Origin of the sequence: Mangrovibrevibacter kandeliae, from assembly GCF_024519155.1 — a bacterium.
Classification (GTDB): domain Bacteria; phylum Pseudomonadota; class Alphaproteobacteria; order Rhizobiales; family Rhizobiaceae; genus Mangrovibrevibacter; species Mangrovibrevibacter kandeliae.
Genome location: NZ_JANIFJ010000002.1, coordinates 177,684 through 192,327 on the forward strand (window position 1 = coordinate 177,684; position 14,644 = coordinate 192,327).

Genomic DNA, 14,644 nt, shown 5'->3' on the forward strand with positions numbered 1-14,644 from the left:
CGCGTCGTGCCCAGCTTTGTCCGGCCCGCGAGGGGCTCCCGGGCGCCCCTCAGCGGTTGCCGGTCTGTCCCTGGCTGATCTGCGTCCAGGGGATCTCGAACAGCCCGTCGTCGATCCGCACGCCGGTCTTGACGTTGTAGACCATCACCGTGGTGTCCTTGCCCTGGCCATCGCGGATCGTCCACTGGCGCAGGTCGAAGGTCTTCGGGTCGAACATCATGGTGATGCGCGAATTGCCGAAGATCGACTTGTCGCCCATGATGATGGTGGTGAGATCCGGCTCTTCCTTGACGCTCTCGATGTTGGCGGACGACAGGTCGATGCGCCGGTCGAGCAGCAGCTTCAGCGGCGTCTTCGACAGCGGATAGGTGTCCCAGGTGTTGAGCTTGCGGTTGTTCACCGCCACCGAATCGCCGTCCGAGATCACCCGCAGCGGCATCGACGAGTAGTCGAAGCGGATCTTGCCCGGTCGCTCCAGATAGAAGCGTCCTTCCGTCTGCCGCCCGTTCGGGTCGAACTGGACGAACTGGCCGACCATCGACTGCACGGAGGAGAAGTGGTCGGCGATCTCCTGCGCCGCCTGCGAGGCCTCGGCACGGGCTGGCGGGGCCTGCACGGCGCCGGCGAGCGGCAAGGCAGCGACGAGCGCCAGCCCGAGGCGGCGAGCGATGGAGAATGAGCGATGGGCCATGGTCGTTGTCCTCGGTCCGTCCCTTCAGAAGAATCGAAAGCCGGCCCAGAGATAGGGCCGGCTCCTGACCCGAACCATGCCGCGGCCCTGCGGCGCCAATGCGGCGAGCGTCATTCCTCCTCGGTCGGCACCAGGATTTCACGCTTGCCGGCGTGGTTGGCGGGGCCGACGATGCCCTCCTTCTCCATCCGCTCGATGATCGAGGCGGCGCGGTTGTAGCCGATCGACAGCCGCCGCTGGACGTAGGAGGTGGAGGCCTTGCCGTCGCGCAGGACGATCGCCACCGCCTGGTCGTAGAGGTCGGCCGATTCGTCGAGTCCGCCGGCCGCACCGCCGCCCGAGCCGCCGCCGCCGGAGCCGGCATCGCCGCCCATCTCGTCCTCGTCCTCCAGGATCGCGTCGAGATAGTCCGGCACGCCCTGGCTCTTCAGGTGCGCGACGATCTGCTCCACCTCGGTGTCGTCGACGAAGGGGCCGTGGACGCGCTGGATGCGCCCGCCGCCGGCCATGAACAGCATGTCGCCCTGGCCGAGCAGCTGCTCGGCGCCCTGCTCGCCGAGAATGGTGCGGGAATCGATCTTCGAGGTCACCTGGAAGGAGATACGGGTCGGGAAGTTCGCCTTGATCGTGCCGGTGATGACGTCGACCGAGGGGCGCTGCGTCGCCATGATGACGTGGATGCCGGCGGCGCGGGCCATCTGCGCGAGGCGCTGCACGGCGCCCTCGATGTCCTTGCCTGCGACCATCATCAGGTCGGCCATCTCGTCGATGATGACGACGATGTACGGCAGTGGCTCGAGGTCGAACTCCTCCGATTCGAAGATCGGTTCGCCGGTCTCGCGGTCAAAGCCGGTCTGCACCGTGCGGGAGATCGTCTCGCCCTTCTCCATCGCCTGCGCGACGCGGGTGTTGAAGCCGTCGATGTTGCGCACGCCGAGCTTCGACATCTTGCGGTAGCGGTCCTCCATCTCGCGGACCGTCCACTTCAGCGCCACCACCGCCTTCTTCGGGTCGGTGACGACCGGCGACAGGAGATGCGGGATGCCGTCATAGACCGACAGCTCCAGCATCTTCGGGTCGATCATGATCAGCCTGCACTGCTGCGGCGTCAGCTTGTAGAGCAGCGACAGGATCATCGTGTTGATCGCCACCGACTTGCCCGAGCCGGTGGTGCCGGCGACGAGGAGATGCGGCATCTTGGCGAGGTCGGCGATGACAGGCTCGCCGCCGATGGTCTTGCCGAGGGTGAGCGCCAGCTTGGCCTTGCTCTGCGCGAAGGTCTCGGACGCCACCATCTCGCGCAGGAACACGGTCTCGCGGCGCTGGTTCGGCAGCTCGATGCCGATGGCGTTCTTGCCGGGGATCACCGCGACGCGCGCCGCGATCGCGCTCATCGAACGGGCGATGTCGTCGGCAAGGCCGATGACGCGGCTCGACTTGATGCCGGGCGCCGGCTCCAGCTCGTAGAGCGTGACGACCGGACCCGGCCGGACCTCGATGATCTCGCCCTTGACGCCGAAGTCGTCGAGCACGCCCTCCAAAAGCTGGGCGTTCTCCTGCAGGGCCTCGGGCGACAGCGTCGTGTCGCGGCCCCGCGCCTTCGGCTGGGTGAGGAAGTCGAGATGCGGCAGCTCGAACGGCCCCATCTCCTCGTGCCGGGGCAGCGCGACGGCGCGGCCCGAGCCGGTGCGCGCCTTGTGCGTCGCCGGCGGCGTGCTGGCCTGCGGCACGACACGGGCGCCGCCCTGGGGTGTCGCGGCGGCCGACGGTGCGCGCGCCGCCGGCGCCGGTGCCGGCTCGCCCTTGCGCTTCTTGCCGCCCGGGAAGGCGATGATGTTGCCGCTCAGAAGACCGCGCCAGCCGCCTGCCTCCGGCGCGTCGGCCTCGGCGTTCGGCGCCATGCGCTCGCCCGCGGCCGCGATCAGCCCGTCGTCCTCCGCCGCGCCGGCGATCCCGGCCTCGGCCTGCCAGTCGTCGTCTTCCTCGTCCTCGTCCTGGTCCCACGGGAGATCGCCCGCTCCGGCCGGCGCCGCCGCACCGTCCTGCCAGTCCTCGTCGTCCTCGGGCACGTCGGCGGCCTCGTCGAGGTCGGGCTGGTAGGAGCGGGTCTTGGCCGGCCGCAGGACGGCGCGAGGCTGCGCCTCCGTCGGCGCCGCCTGCCGGAAGTCCCATTCGTCGTCGCCGCGGCCGGCGCCGATGGCCTCGCGAACCCGTGCGACGCGCTCCCCGACCCCGCCGAAGCGTCGGGCGAACGCCGCACGCGCCATGTAGAGGTTGTGAGCGAGCGCGCCCATCAGAAGCGCGAAGCGGCCCTCCTCCTCGTCCTCCTCCGGATCGGCGACGATCGCGGCGCCGCGACCACGACGGGGCGCCGCATCGAAATCGGCGGCTTCGCGGCGGTCGATCAGGCCGGCGCCATTGAGGAACAGCCAACCGGCCGGCAGCGCGATCATCACCGCCAAGGCCAGCGCGAGATTGCCGGAGGGATAGTCGCCGGTGGCGAGCGCCGGGAATTTCAGGACGAGATCCCCGGCGATGCCGCCGAGGCCGATCGGCAGCGGCCAGCCGGTCGGCGCCGGCAGGCAGCCGAGCGCCGCCGCGGCGAGCACGATGCCGGCGAAGCCGAGCCAGGCCCGGCGCCAGATGCGGTCCACCGGCTGACCGAACAGCAGCGACAGGCCCCAGATCGCCGGCAGCGCGGCGACGAGCGCCGCGGCGAGACCGAAGAGCTGCAGGCCGAGATCGGCGAAAATCGCACCGGCCGGTCCGGCCAGGTTGGCGACCGCATTGTGGTTCGACTGGCTGAGCGAGGGGTCGGCGACGTTCCACGTCGCAAAGGCGACGGCGAGGAGGCCGGCAAGGCCGAGCAGTGCGAGGGCGACCGCAATCTGCATCTGCCGCATGAAGAAGCCGGCTGCCGGCTTGGAGTCGATGGTCGATAACGCCATGGCTGATCGTTTTCCGTTCCGCAGCGCCGCACGGTGGCGGGCAGGATTTGGTTCGACAGTACGACGCCGCGGGTTAAAGGGCGTTTAACCCTTATATTTCGTCACCGACGTTTAGCGTGCCGGCGCAACGGGTTGCGCCGAAGGCGACCGGGCGGCGGATCGCCGCGGCCGCATGCGCCGTTGGTGATGAAGCATCGGAAGGAGAGCAAGGATGGAGATCCACCACGAAGCCCACGGCGGACGCGGCCGCTTTGCGAGCGGAGGCGGCGAGGAGACGGCCGAGATGACCTATCACATGCGCGGCGAAACCGTCGTGGTGTTCGACCATACCTTCGTGCCACCCGCGTTGCGCGGCCGCGGCCTGGCGGAGCAACTGGTGGCGGCGGGCGTGGAGTGGGCGAAGGCGGAGGGGCTGCGGATCGTGCCGCAGTGCTCCTATGTCGCGGCGCTGTTCCAGCGGCGGCCCGACTATCGCGCGCTGCAGGCCGAGGCCTGAAGCCACGGCTGAGCGATCGGCAGCAATGGAAAAGGCGGGGAGCGCCACGCACTCCCCGCCTCTCGAAACGACAGACTCCTTGAAGAAACCGCCGCGCGCGAACGTGGCGGCTCTTCGCCCTTACGAGTGGTAGGCCGCCTCGCCGTGATAGGTGAGGTCGAGACCCTCGCGCTCTTCTTCGATGGTCGGCCGCAGCCCGGTGACGGCCTTGGTGATCGCATAGAAGATGATCGAGCCGACACCGCACCAGACGATGGTGATGACCACGCCCTCGATCTGCACGAAGAGCTGGCCGGCCATCGTCTGACCCTCGGCATAACCGACGCCGCCGAAGGAGGGCGAAGCCAGGACGCCGGTGAGGATCGCACCGACCATGCCGCCGATGCCGTGGACGCCGAAGACGTCGAGGCTGTCGTCGTACTTCACCGCGTTCTTCACCACCGAGACGAAGAAGTAGCAGACCGGCGAGACGATGAGGCCGAGGATGACGGCGCCCATCGGCCCGACGAAGCCGCAGGCCGGGGTGATGGCGACGAGGCCGGCAACCATGCCGGAGGCCGCGCCGAGCATTGACGCCTTGCCGCGGCCGAGACCTTCCACAGCCGACCAGGACAGGATCGCCGCCGCGGTGGCGACGAAGGTGTTGATCATGGCAAGGCCTGCGGTGCCGTTGGCGGCGAGCGCCGAGCCGGCGTTGAAGCCGAACCAGCCGACCCACAGGATGGAGGCGCCGACCATGGTCAGCGTCATCGAGTGGGGCGCCATGATGTCCTTGCCGAGGCCGGTGCGCTTGCCGACGAAGAAGCAGCCGATCAGCGCGGCAATGCCGGCATTGATGTGGACGACCGTGCCGCCGGCGAAGTCCATCGCGCCCTGCTGGAACAGGAAGCCGTTGGCGTCCCACACCATGTGCGCGATCGGGAAGTAGACGAAGGTCACCCAGAGCGCGACGAAGAGGAGCACGCCGGTGAACTTCACCCGTTCGGCGAAGGAGCCGATGATCAGCGCCGGCGTGATCACGGCGAAGGTCATCTGGAAGACGCAGAACACGTATTCGGGGATGGTGCCCGACAGCGAGTCCTTCGTGACGCCCGAGAGGAACAGCTTGCCCGTGCCGCCCCACCAGGCCGACTCGCTGCCGCCGAAGGCGAAGGAGTAGCCCCAGAGCACCCAGATCACCATCACGAGGCCGGTGATCAGGGTGCACTGCATCAGCACCGACAGCATGTTCTTGGCGCGCACCAGGCCGCCATAGAACAGCGCCAGGCCCGGCAGCGTCATGAACAGGACGAGCAGGGAGGACGTCATCATCCAGGCGGTGTCGCCGCCATCAAGCGTCGGCGCCGGCGCGGCTGCCGTGGCGTCGGCCACCGGCGGAGTCGCGTCCTGGGCGAAGGCGGCGGTGACCGCCAGGCCGGCCAGCAGGCCGGCGGGATACAGCAGATTCCTCAAACGCATAGAAGTACGTCCCTCTCGATTAAAGCGCGTTGACGTCGGTTTCGCCGGTCCGGATCCGCACCGCCTGGTCGATCCCGAACACGAAGATCTTGCCGTCGCCGATCTGGCCGGTCTTCGCCGCTGCCGTGATCGCGTCGACCGCCTGGTCGACCATGTCGGTCGGCACCGCCACCTCGATCTTCAGCTTCGGCAGGAAGCTCACGGCATATTCGGTGCCGCGGTAGATCTCGGTGTGCCCCTTCTGCCGGCCATATCCCTTCACCTCGGTGACGGTGAGCCCCTGGATCCCGACTGCCGTCAGCGCCTCGCGGACCTCGTCCAGCTTGAACGGCTTGATGATGGCCATCACGATTTTCATGTTCACCTCGTTGTTTTCTGCGTCGACGTCCGCCGAGGCGCGTCGTCGCCGAGCCATCGCCCCCACGGATCGATCATCCGCGCGGTGACGTCACAGGTGAATCAAGTCGCGTGCCAAATGGCCTCGCCGCTGAAGCGAACGCCAAGAAACGCGGCCCGACGCTCATTTTGCAGGCGCGAAGGTGGCGGCAGCGAATGGCGGTCGCTTAGCTGTTGGGCAACTGCCGTGGGATTAGGCAGGCGTTCTGCCGTCCCTGCGGCGGCGACGGATCAGGCCCTCCTGCGCGACCGACGCCACCAGCCGGCCGTCGCGGGTGAACAGGCTGCCGCGCGAGAAGCCGCGGCCGCCGGAGGTCGCAGGACTGTCCTGGGCGTAGAGCAGCCAGTCGTCGAACGGGACGACCGGCCGGTGAAACCAGAGCGCATGATCGAGGCTCGCGACCTGCAGGCGCGGGTCGTAGACGGCGGTTCCATGCGCGAAGAGCGACACGTCGAGCAGCGTCAGGTCCGAGAGGTAGGCCAGAACCGCGCGCGAGGCAGCCGGGTTGAGCTCCGTCGGCTCGGTGAGCCGGATCCAGATCTGCTGCGCCGGCTCCAGTCTCTCCGCCGTCAGGTAATGATCGAGCGACACCGGGCGGAACTCGAAGGGACGCGGCCGCAGCCAGTAGCGCTGCACCGGCTCCGGCGCGGCTGCGAGCAGCCGCTGCGTCAGATCCGGACCGGATGGCAGGTTCTCCGGCGGCGGCACGTCGGGCATCCCGGCCTGGTGCGTCAGCCCCTCCTCGATCCTCTGGAAGGAGGCGAGCATGGAGAAGATCACCTCGCCGGCCTGCACCGCGTCCACCCGCCGCGTCGAGAAGGAGCCGCCGTTGCGCAGGCGCTCCACCCGGTAGGCGATCGGCCGGGCCGGGTCGCCGGGCCGCATGAAGTAGCCATGCAGCGAGTGAGCCGGCCGCTCCGGATCGACCGTGCGCTGTGCCGCCACCAGCGCCTGCGCCACCACCTGGCCGCCGAACACCCGCCGGCCACCCTGCGGGCTCGTCCCCTGAAACAGATCGTCGGAGAGGGTTTCGAGGTCGAGCCGCGCCAGAAGGCTTGCAATCGTGCCGTCCATCCTAGGTCCCCTTCCCTGTAACGCCGCGGCACGCCTGAGGCGCGACCCTGGCCTTCAGCTTGGCGCAGGGACGCCGATTGGCTAGGAGGAAGGCCGTACGCGGGTTGAGCTAGCGAAGTGGAAGCCGTCATGTCGAGTACTCCGACCGCCGCCGACCTCAGCGACGACGTCCTCGTTGCCGGTGCCGGCTATGTCGGCCTTGCCACCGCGGTCGCCATCGCGGACGCCGCGCCCGGGCTGCGGGTGCGCGTCGTCGACGCGGCGCCCGATGGCGTCTGGCGCAAGGACGAACGGGCGTCGGCGGTCGCCGCCGCCGCGGTGCGCATGCTTCGCCGGCTCGGCGCCTGGGACGACATCGCACCGGCCGCGCAGCCGATCACGGAGATGATCGTCACCGATTCGCGCACCGGCGACCCGGTTCGGCCGGTCTTCCTCACCTTCGACGGCGACGTGCGGCCGGGCGAGCCCTTCGCCCAGATGGTGCCGAACACCGCGCTGAACGGCGCATTGCGTGCACGGGCGGATGCGTTGGGGATCACCGTGCAGGCGGGCGCGGCGGTGACGGCGCTGGAGGAGCGGCCGGGCGGCATCGGCGTGCGTCTGGCGGACGGCACACGCCTCGACGCGAAGCTGCTCGTCGCCTGCGACGGACTGAAGTCGGGCATCCGCGAGATGGCCGGCATTCGCACCGTCGGCTGGCATTACGGCCAGTCAGGCATCGTCGCGACGGTCAAGCACGAGCGCCCGCACGGCGGCCGAGCCGAAGAGCACTTCCTGCCGGCCGGCCCCTTCGCCATCCTGCCGCTGACCGGCGACCGCTCGTCGCTGGTCTGGACCGAGGAGACGCGCGAGGCCGAACGCCTCGTCGCCGCCGACGAACTGATCTTTGAGGAAGAGCTGCAGCGCCGCTTCGGCCATCGGCTCGGCGCGCTGACGCTGGAGGGCGGCCGCCGTGCCTTCCCGCTCGGCCTGACGCTCGCCCGCGACTTCGTGCGCCCCCGCATCGCGCTCGCCGGCGACGCGGCGCACGGGATCCATCCGATCGCCGGCCAGGGGCTGAATCTCGGCTTCAAGGACGCCGCCGCACTCGCCGAGACGGTGGTGGAGGCCGCCCGGCTCGGCCGCGACATCGGCGCGCTCGACACGCTCGAGGGCTATCAGCGCTGGCGCCGCTTCGACACCTTGCAGATGGGCGTCACCACCGACGTCCTTAACCGGCTGTTCTCGAACGACTCGACGCTACTGCGCCAGGTCCGCAGCCTCGGCCTGTCGCTCGTCGACCGGGCGCCGGGACTGAAGCGCTTCTTCATCGACCAGGCCGCCGGCCTGAGCAGCGGGCCGACGCCGAGGCTGCTGACGGGCGAGGCGATCTAGGGCCTCCGGAATGAGGCTCTGCGGCTGGAGCCCGTGGAAGGAAAATTGTTTCCGCAACGTGCCGCAGAAGGCAAATCGATGTGCCGCGATGCGAGGCGCCTCCGATTATCTAGATGAGATCGCGTGCCCGGGTCACGCGGCGGCGTGAGGAGATCACCATGGCGACAGACGCAAAGGCCGGCGCGAAGGGCAAGGGCCCGAAGCTGCCGGTGATCCTCAGCGCCAACCGGCTGCTCGAGGGCGACGTCGTCTACCTCACCGCTGGCGGCTGGACGCTCGATCCGGCCTCGGCGCGGATCGCCAGCGACGCCGAAACGGCGGCGGTGATGGAGGCCGAGGGCGCCGCGGCCGCGGCCGCCAACCTCGTGGTCGATCCCTATCTCGTCCCGGTGGAAATCGACGCGACGGGTTTCCCCCGCGCCACCCATTTCCGTGAGGCAATGCGCCAGACCGGGCCGAGCATCCATCCCGACATCGGCAAGCAGGCCGAATACGCGCACTGAGCCTCTATTGCCGCCGGCTCCTTAAGTCGTGCCGCCCCGACCGCAACCCGCCGCCAACCGAGGATCCCGATGTACCGCTACGACGAATTCGACGAGCGCTTCGTGCGCGAGCGGGTCCAGCAGTTTCGCACCCAGGTCGAGCGGCGCCTCGACGGCTCGCTATCGGATGACGAGTTCAAGCCCCTGCGGCTGAAGAACGGGCTCTATCTCCAGCTCCATGCCTACATGCTGCGGATCGCCGTGCCCTACGGCACCCTCAACGGCAAGCAGCTGCGCCAGCTGGCGCTGATCGGCGAGCGCTACGACAAGGGCTACGGCCACTTCACGACGCGGCAGAACCTGCAGTTCAACTGGCCGCAGCTGAAGGACGTGCCGGACATCCTCGACCTCCTCGCCGACGTCGAGATGCACTGCATCCAGACCTCCGGCAACTGCATCCGCAACGTCACCGCCGACCAGTTCGCCGGCATCGCCAAGGACGAGGTGGAGGATCCGCGGCCGACCGCCGAACTCCTGCGGCAGTGGTCGAGCCTGCATCCGGAGTTCGCCTGGCTGCCGCGCAAGTTCAAGATCGCCGTCACCGGCGCCGAGCACGATCGCGCGGCGATCAAGGTGCACGACATCGGGCTCAAGGTGCGTCGTCATCCTGACACGGGCGCGACCGGCTACCAGGTGGTGGTCGGCGGGGGGCTCGGCCGCACGCCGATGATCGGCAAGGTCATCCGCGACTTCCTGCCGAAGGACGAGCTGCTCGCCTATCTGGAAGCGGTGATGCGCGTCTACAACGCGGAAGGCCGGCGCGACAACAAGTACAAGGCGCGGGTGAAGATCCTCGTCCACGAGATCGGCACGGAGGAGTTCGTGCGCCGCGTCGAGGCCGAGTACGCGCAGCTCGACGGTCCGACGGTGAACGCGCCGGAGTCGGAGGTGGCGCGCATCGCGCGCTATTTCGCGCCGCCGGCCTACGAAGCGCTGCCGGAGGACTCGGCGGTGCTCGACGCGGCACGGCGTGCCGATCCGGCACTCGATGCCTTCGTGGCGCAGAACGGCTTTGCCCACCGCCAGCCCGGCTACCTGGCGCTGACGATCTCGCTGAAGCCGGTCGGCGGCGTGCCGGGCGACATGACGAGCGAGCAGATGCGGGCCTTCGCCGACATCGCCGAGCGCTACTCCTTCGACGAGCTGCGGGTCACCCACGCGCAGAACCTCGTGCTGCCGCACGTCAGGAAGGACGACGTGCCCCGGGTCTTCGAGGCGCTGAAGGCGGCTGGTCTGGCGACCGCCAATTCCGGCCTCGTCACCGACATCATCGCCTGCCCGGGGATGGACTACTGCGCCCTGGCGACCGCCCGCTCGATCCCGATCGCGCAGGAGATCGCCAAGAGCTTCGCCGACGAGAGGCGGCAGGCCGAGATCGGCCCGTTGCAGATCAAGATCTCCGGCTGCATCAACGCCTGCGGCCACCACCATGTCGGCCATATCGGCATTCTCGGGCTCGAGAAGTCGGGCAAGGAGAACTACCAGATCACCCTCGGCGGCGACGCCACCGAGGCGGCGGCGCTCGGCGAGCGCCTCGGCCCGGGCATCGACGCCGAGGCCGTGCCCGGTGCGATCGAGACGATCGTCGGCACCTACCTCAAGGTCCGCACCGACGGGGAGGCCTTCATCGACACGGTGCGCCGCGCCGGACTCGACCCCTTCAAGGCGAGCTTCGACGCCTATGTCGCGGGAGAGCCGGCATGACCGTCGTCACGCCCACCGGCGAGGTGCCGAACGACTACGTCCGGATCGAGAGCGCAGACGATCTGACAACCGTGCAGGGCCCGCTCCTCGCGCCCCTGGCGCTCGCGGGTGCTGCGGTCGAGGCGCGCCGCAACGACCGGCTCGGCCTGTCGGTCGCCAACGACACCAAGGTCGACGCCATTGCGCCGTTCTTCGACGCGATCGACCTGATCGCGGTCGAGTTCCCTTCGTTCTCGGACGGGCGCGGGCTGTCGCTCGCCAAGCGCCTGCGGCGCGCCGGGTTTGCCGGCCGCCTGCGCGCGTCCGGTCCGCTGATCGCGGATCAGTTCGCGGAGGCGCTCGCCTGCGGCTTCGACGAGATCCAACTGCCGGAGACGATGGCCGCGCGCCAGCCCGTGGCGCAGTGGCTCGCCGCCAAGGACATCGTTACCGAGCACTATCAGAGCGGCTATGGCGCGGATCGGAGCATCCTGCAGAAGCGCCTCGCCGCCCGGAAAGGCTGATCCATGCTGGATGACCGTGCCGCGGGAGCCGCGGAGCTCGACACCGCATTCGCCGGTCTCGACCCGCTCGGGCGGCTGCGCCTCATCGCCGACCGGATGCCCGGCCGCGTGGTGTTCACCACCAGCCTCGGCATCGAGGACCAGATGCTGACGCACCTGATCTTCGCCAACGGCCTGCCGATCGACGTCGTCACGCTCGACACCGGCCGGCTGTTCCCGGAGACCTATACGCTCTGGCGCGAAACCGAGGAGCGCTATGGCCGGCGCATCAAGGCGCTCTACCCGCAGGCCGAGGCGCTGGAGGCCCTGGTCGCGGATCAGGGCATCGACGGCTTCTACATGTCGGTCGACTGCCGCAAGGCCTGCTGCGGGGTGCGCAAGGTCGAGCCGCTCGGCCGCGCCCTGAAGGGTGCGAGCGCCTGGATCACGGGGCTGAGGCGCGACCAGTCGGCCAGCCGCGGCACGCTCGACTACGTCTCCTTCGATGCGCAGCGCGGCCTCGTGAAGGCAAACCCGATCTTCGACTGGACGCGCGATGAAATCGCCGCGTTCACCACGGCCGAGCGCGTGCCCGTCAACGGCCTGCACGCACAGGGCTTTCTGTCCATCGGCTGCGCCCCCTGCACCCGCGCCGTCCATCCGGGGGAGCCGGAGCGCGCCGGCCGCTGGTGGTGGGAGGACGAAGCCAGGAAGGAGTGCGGCCTGCATGTCGACGAGAGCGGCCGCGTGACGCGCGCCCAGCCGTCGAGCCCGATCGCCGGCGCGCGCCCGGCGCATGGCGACGCCGCCTTCGAAAGTCTGCCGCAATGAAGCACATGAGCCACCTGCAGCGGCTTGAGGCCGAGTCGATCTTCATCATCCGCGAGGTCGCGGCGACCGCCGACAATCCGGTGATGCTCTATTCCATCGGCAAGGATTCGGCGGTCATGCTGCATCTTGCGATGAAGGCCTTCGCGCCGGGCAAGCCACCCTTCGCGCTGCTCCACGTCGACACGACGTGGAAGTTCCGGGAGATGATCGAGCACCGCGACCAGCGGGCGAAGGAGCTTGGCATCGAGCTGCTCGTCCACACCAATCAGGACGGACTGGCGCGCGGCATCAACCCGTTCGATTCCGGCTCGCGCGTCCACACCGACGTGATGAAGACCGAGGCGCTGAAGCAGGCGCTGGACAAGTACAAGTTCGACGCGGCCTTCGGCGGCGCCCGACGCGACGAGGAGAAGAGCCGCGCCAAGGAGCGCATCTTCTCGCTGCGCTCGGCCGAGCATCGCTGGGATGCCAAGAACCAGCGGCCGGAGCCGTGGCGTCTGTTCAACACCCGCAAGAAGCCGGGCGAGAGCTTCCGGGTCTTTCCGATCTCGAATTGGACCGAGACGGACGTGTGGGACTACATCGCGCTCGAGGCGATCCCGGTCGTGCCGCTCTACTTCGCCAAGCGCCGCCCGGTGGTGAACCGCGGCGGCACGCTGATCATGCGCGACGACGAGCGGATGAAGCTCCTGCCGGGCGAGGTGATCGAGGAGAAGATGGTGCGCTTCCGCACCCTCGGCTGCTACCCGCTCACCGGCGCGGTCGAATCCTCGGCCGCGACGCTGCCCGAGATCATCGGCGAGATGCGCGGCTCCCGCGCCTCCGAGCGGCAGGGCCGGGTCATCGACCAGGACGGCTCGGCTTCGATGGAAGAGAAGAAGCAGGAAGGCTATTTCTGATGCGGGACGCCATCGCCACCGCTCTCGACGAGGAATTCGCCGGACCGGCCCCGGACGATGCGCTGATCCAGCCGCTGGCCGCGGCGCCCAAGGCCTCGCTGCTGCGCTTCATCACCTGCGGCTCGGTCGACGACGGCAAGTCGACGCTGATCGGCCGGCTGCTCTACGACACCCGCGCCGTCTTCGACGACCAGCTCGAAGCGCTGGAGCGCGATTCGAGGAAGTTCGGCACCACCGGCGGCGACCTCGACTTCGCCCTGCTCGTCGACGGCCTCTCGGCCGAACGCGAGCAGGGAATCACCATCGACGTCGCGTACCGGTACTTCTCGACCGACCGACGCGCCTTCATCATCGCCGACACGCCCGGACACGAGCAGTACACCCGCAACATGGCGACCGGCGCGAGCCAAGCGGAGCTAGCGGTGATCCTGGTCGATGCGCGCAGGGGCATCCTGCCGCAGACCCGGCGGCACTCGTTCATCACCTCGATGCTCGGCATCAAGAGCGTGATCGTGGCGATCAACAAGATGGACCTCGTCGGCTTCGACCAGAGCGTCTTCGACCGGATCGTCGCCGATTACCGTGCGCTGCTGCCGCAGCTCGGGTTCACCGACGTCAGCTACATCCCGCTTTCCGCCAAGAACGGCGACAACGTCACCACGCGCTCGCCCGCTTCGCCCTGGTACACCGGGGAGACGCTGCTCGAACGCCTGGAGAGCGCCGCGCCGCAGACGCTGGCCGAGGTCGACGCACCGTTCCGCCTGCCCGTGCAGTGGGTGAACCGGCCGAACCTCGACTTCCGTGGCTACAGCGGCACGATCGCCGGCGGACGCATCGCCGCCGGCGAGCCGGTGCTCGTGCTGCCCGGCCGTCAGACGGCGCGGGTGAGGGATGTCCTCGGCCCGGACGGCGAGGTCTCGAAGGCCGAAGCCGGCGAGGCCGTCACGCTGACGCTCGACCGCGAGGTGGACGTCTCGCGCGGCGACGTGATCGTCGCGGCCAGCGATACGCTGCAGGCGGTACAGAGCGTCGAGGCGGACATCCTCTGGATGGTGGATCGCCCGCTTCTGCCCGGCGCGCGGCTGATCGCCCGGCTGGGCACCGCCCAGACGCCCGCCGGCCTGCGCGCCCTCGACCATGCGATCGACATCCACACCTTCGGGCCGCGCGCCGCCAACGCGCTCCTGATGAACGAGATCGGCCGCGTCACGGTCGGCTTCGACCGTCCCGTCGTCGCCGCGCCCTATGGCGAGAGCCGCGAACTCGGCGCCTTCATCCTGATCGACGGCTTCACCAACGAGACGGTGGCTCTTGGCCTGGTGCGCACGGCCGGCACGGCGCCGGCCGGCGTCGGCCCCACGCTGGACGGCTCTGCGGCCGTGTCGTCGCAGAGTGCCGTGGAACGGGCGCGCGCGATCTGGTTCGGCCGGGCCTATGGCCGGGCCGAGCGTCGTGCCGGCCTCCTGCGCTACCGCGGGCTCGCCGCCGTGGCGATCGGCGTCCTCGCCTGGATCTTCGGCCTCGCGCTGCCGCTCGCGGCGCTCCTCGGTATCGCGGATTTCGCCGTCCGGCCGTTCCTGCGCCTCCTCGTCGACCAGCAGGAGGCGACGGTGGCGACCCGGCCGGACCCGAGCGAGGTCGGCGACGGCGCGGGAATCTGAAGCGTGTCGGAGCACGGCGCGGTGCATCGATGAGCGCGCCGATCTCCGTTCGACCTGCGGCGACCTGGAACACAGGCCGCCGAGGCG

13 protein-coding genes are annotated in these 14,644 nt (G+C 69.3%); 8 read left to right on the plus strand and 5 right to left on the minus strand.

Annotated features, from left to right (window positions below):
• Positions 1 to 49 precede the first annotated feature (49 nt).
• Positions 50 to 691 carry an outer-membrane lipoprotein carrier protein LolA gene (locus tag NPA30_RS07185; protein WP_256801830.1) on the minus strand — a complete coding sequence of 214 codons (642 nt, stop codon included), beginning with the start codon at positions 689 to 691 and terminating at the stop codon, positions 50 to 52.
• A gap of 110 nt (positions 692 to 801) precedes the next feature.
• Positions 802 to 3,639 (minus strand): FtsK/SpoIIIE family DNA translocase, encoded by a 2,838-nt coding sequence (locus NPA30_RS07190; RefSeq protein WP_256801831.1) that lies wholly within the window; start codon positions 3,637 to 3,639, stop codon positions 802 to 804.
• Between the two features lie 211 nt (positions 3,640 to 3,850).
• Between NPA30_RS07190 and NPA30_RS07195 the strand changes: the two genes are divergently transcribed.
• A complete protein-coding gene (locus tag NPA30_RS07195; protein ID WP_256801832.1) occupies positions 3,851 to 4,135 on the plus strand; it encodes a GNAT family N-acetyltransferase in 285 nt (94 codons plus the stop codon).
• 120 nt (positions 4,136 to 4,255) lie between these two features.
• Here NPA30_RS07195 and NPA30_RS07200 read toward each other — a convergent pair whose 3' ends face one another.
• The 3 genes from NPA30_RS07200 to NPA30_RS07210 all read right to left on the minus strand — a co-directional run bounded on the left by NPA30_RS07200 (position 4,256) and on the right by NPA30_RS07210 (position 7,064).
• The gene (locus NPA30_RS07200; RefSeq protein ID WP_256801833.1) at positions 4,256 to 5,593 is read right to left on the minus strand and encodes an ammonium transporter; all 1,338 of its coding nucleotides are present in this window, start codon (positions 5,591 to 5,593) and stop codon (positions 4,256 to 4,258) included.
• A 19-nt stretch (positions 5,594 to 5,612) separates the two neighbouring features.
• Positions 5,613 to 5,951: a P-II family nitrogen regulator gene (locus NPA30_RS07205; RefSeq protein WP_256801834.1), complete on the minus strand. Its 339-nt coding sequence runs from the start codon at positions 5,949 to 5,951 to the stop codon at positions 5,613 to 5,615.
• 231 nt (positions 5,952 to 6,182) lie between these two features.
• Positions 6,183 to 7,064 carry an acyl-CoA thioesterase gene (locus tag NPA30_RS07210; protein ID WP_256801835.1) on the minus strand — a complete coding sequence of 294 codons (882 nt, stop codon included), beginning with the start codon at positions 7,062 to 7,064 and terminating at the stop codon, positions 6,183 to 6,185.
• A gap of 129 nt (positions 7,065 to 7,193) precedes the next feature.
• Here NPA30_RS07210 and NPA30_RS07215 point away from each other — a divergent pair, with 129 nt between their 5' ends.
• From NPA30_RS07215 to cysN, 7 genes are all read left to right on the plus strand, one after another.
• Positions 7,194 to 8,438, plus strand: a complete 1,245-nt coding sequence (locus NPA30_RS07215; protein WP_256801836.1) for a ubiquinone biosynthesis hydroxylase — start codon at positions 7,194 to 7,196, stop codon at positions 8,436 to 8,438.
• Between the two features lie 158 nt (positions 8,439 to 8,596).
• Entirely contained in the window at positions 8,597 to 8,941 is a 345-nt protein-coding gene (locus NPA30_RS07220) for a DUF2849 domain-containing protein (protein WP_256801837.1), read from the plus strand.
• Positions 8,942 to 9,010: 69 nt separating this feature from the next.
• Complete coding sequence (locus tag NPA30_RS07225; protein ID WP_256801838.1) at positions 9,011 to 10,684, plus strand: nitrite/sulfite reductase; 1,674 nt, start codon at positions 9,011 to 9,013, stop codon at positions 10,682 to 10,684.
• A complete protein-coding gene (locus NPA30_RS07230) occupies positions 10,681 to 11,187 on the plus strand; it encodes a DUF934 domain-containing protein (RefSeq protein WP_256801839.1) in 507 nt (168 codons plus the stop codon). The genes NPA30_RS07225 and NPA30_RS07230 overlap by 4 nt, the downstream gene beginning before the upstream one ends.
• 3 nt (positions 11,188 to 11,190) lie before the next feature.
• Positions 11,191 to 11,997, plus strand: a complete 807-nt coding sequence (locus NPA30_RS07235; RefSeq protein WP_256801840.1) for a phosphoadenylyl-sulfate reductase — start codon at positions 11,191 to 11,193, stop codon at positions 11,995 to 11,997.
• Entirely contained in the window at positions 11,994 to 12,896 is a 903-nt protein-coding gene (gene cysD / locus NPA30_RS07240) for a sulfate adenylyltransferase subunit CysD (protein WP_256801841.1), read from the plus strand. The genes NPA30_RS07235 and cysD overlap by 4 nt, the downstream gene beginning before the upstream one ends.
• Complete coding sequence (gene cysN / locus NPA30_RS07245; RefSeq protein WP_256801842.1) at positions 12,896 to 14,557, plus strand: sulfate adenylyltransferase subunit CysN; 1,662 nt, start codon at positions 12,896 to 12,898, stop codon at positions 14,555 to 14,557. Before cysD ends, cysN begins: the two co-directional genes overlap by 1 nt.
• The last annotated feature ends 87 nt before the right edge of the window (positions 14,558 to 14,644 follow it).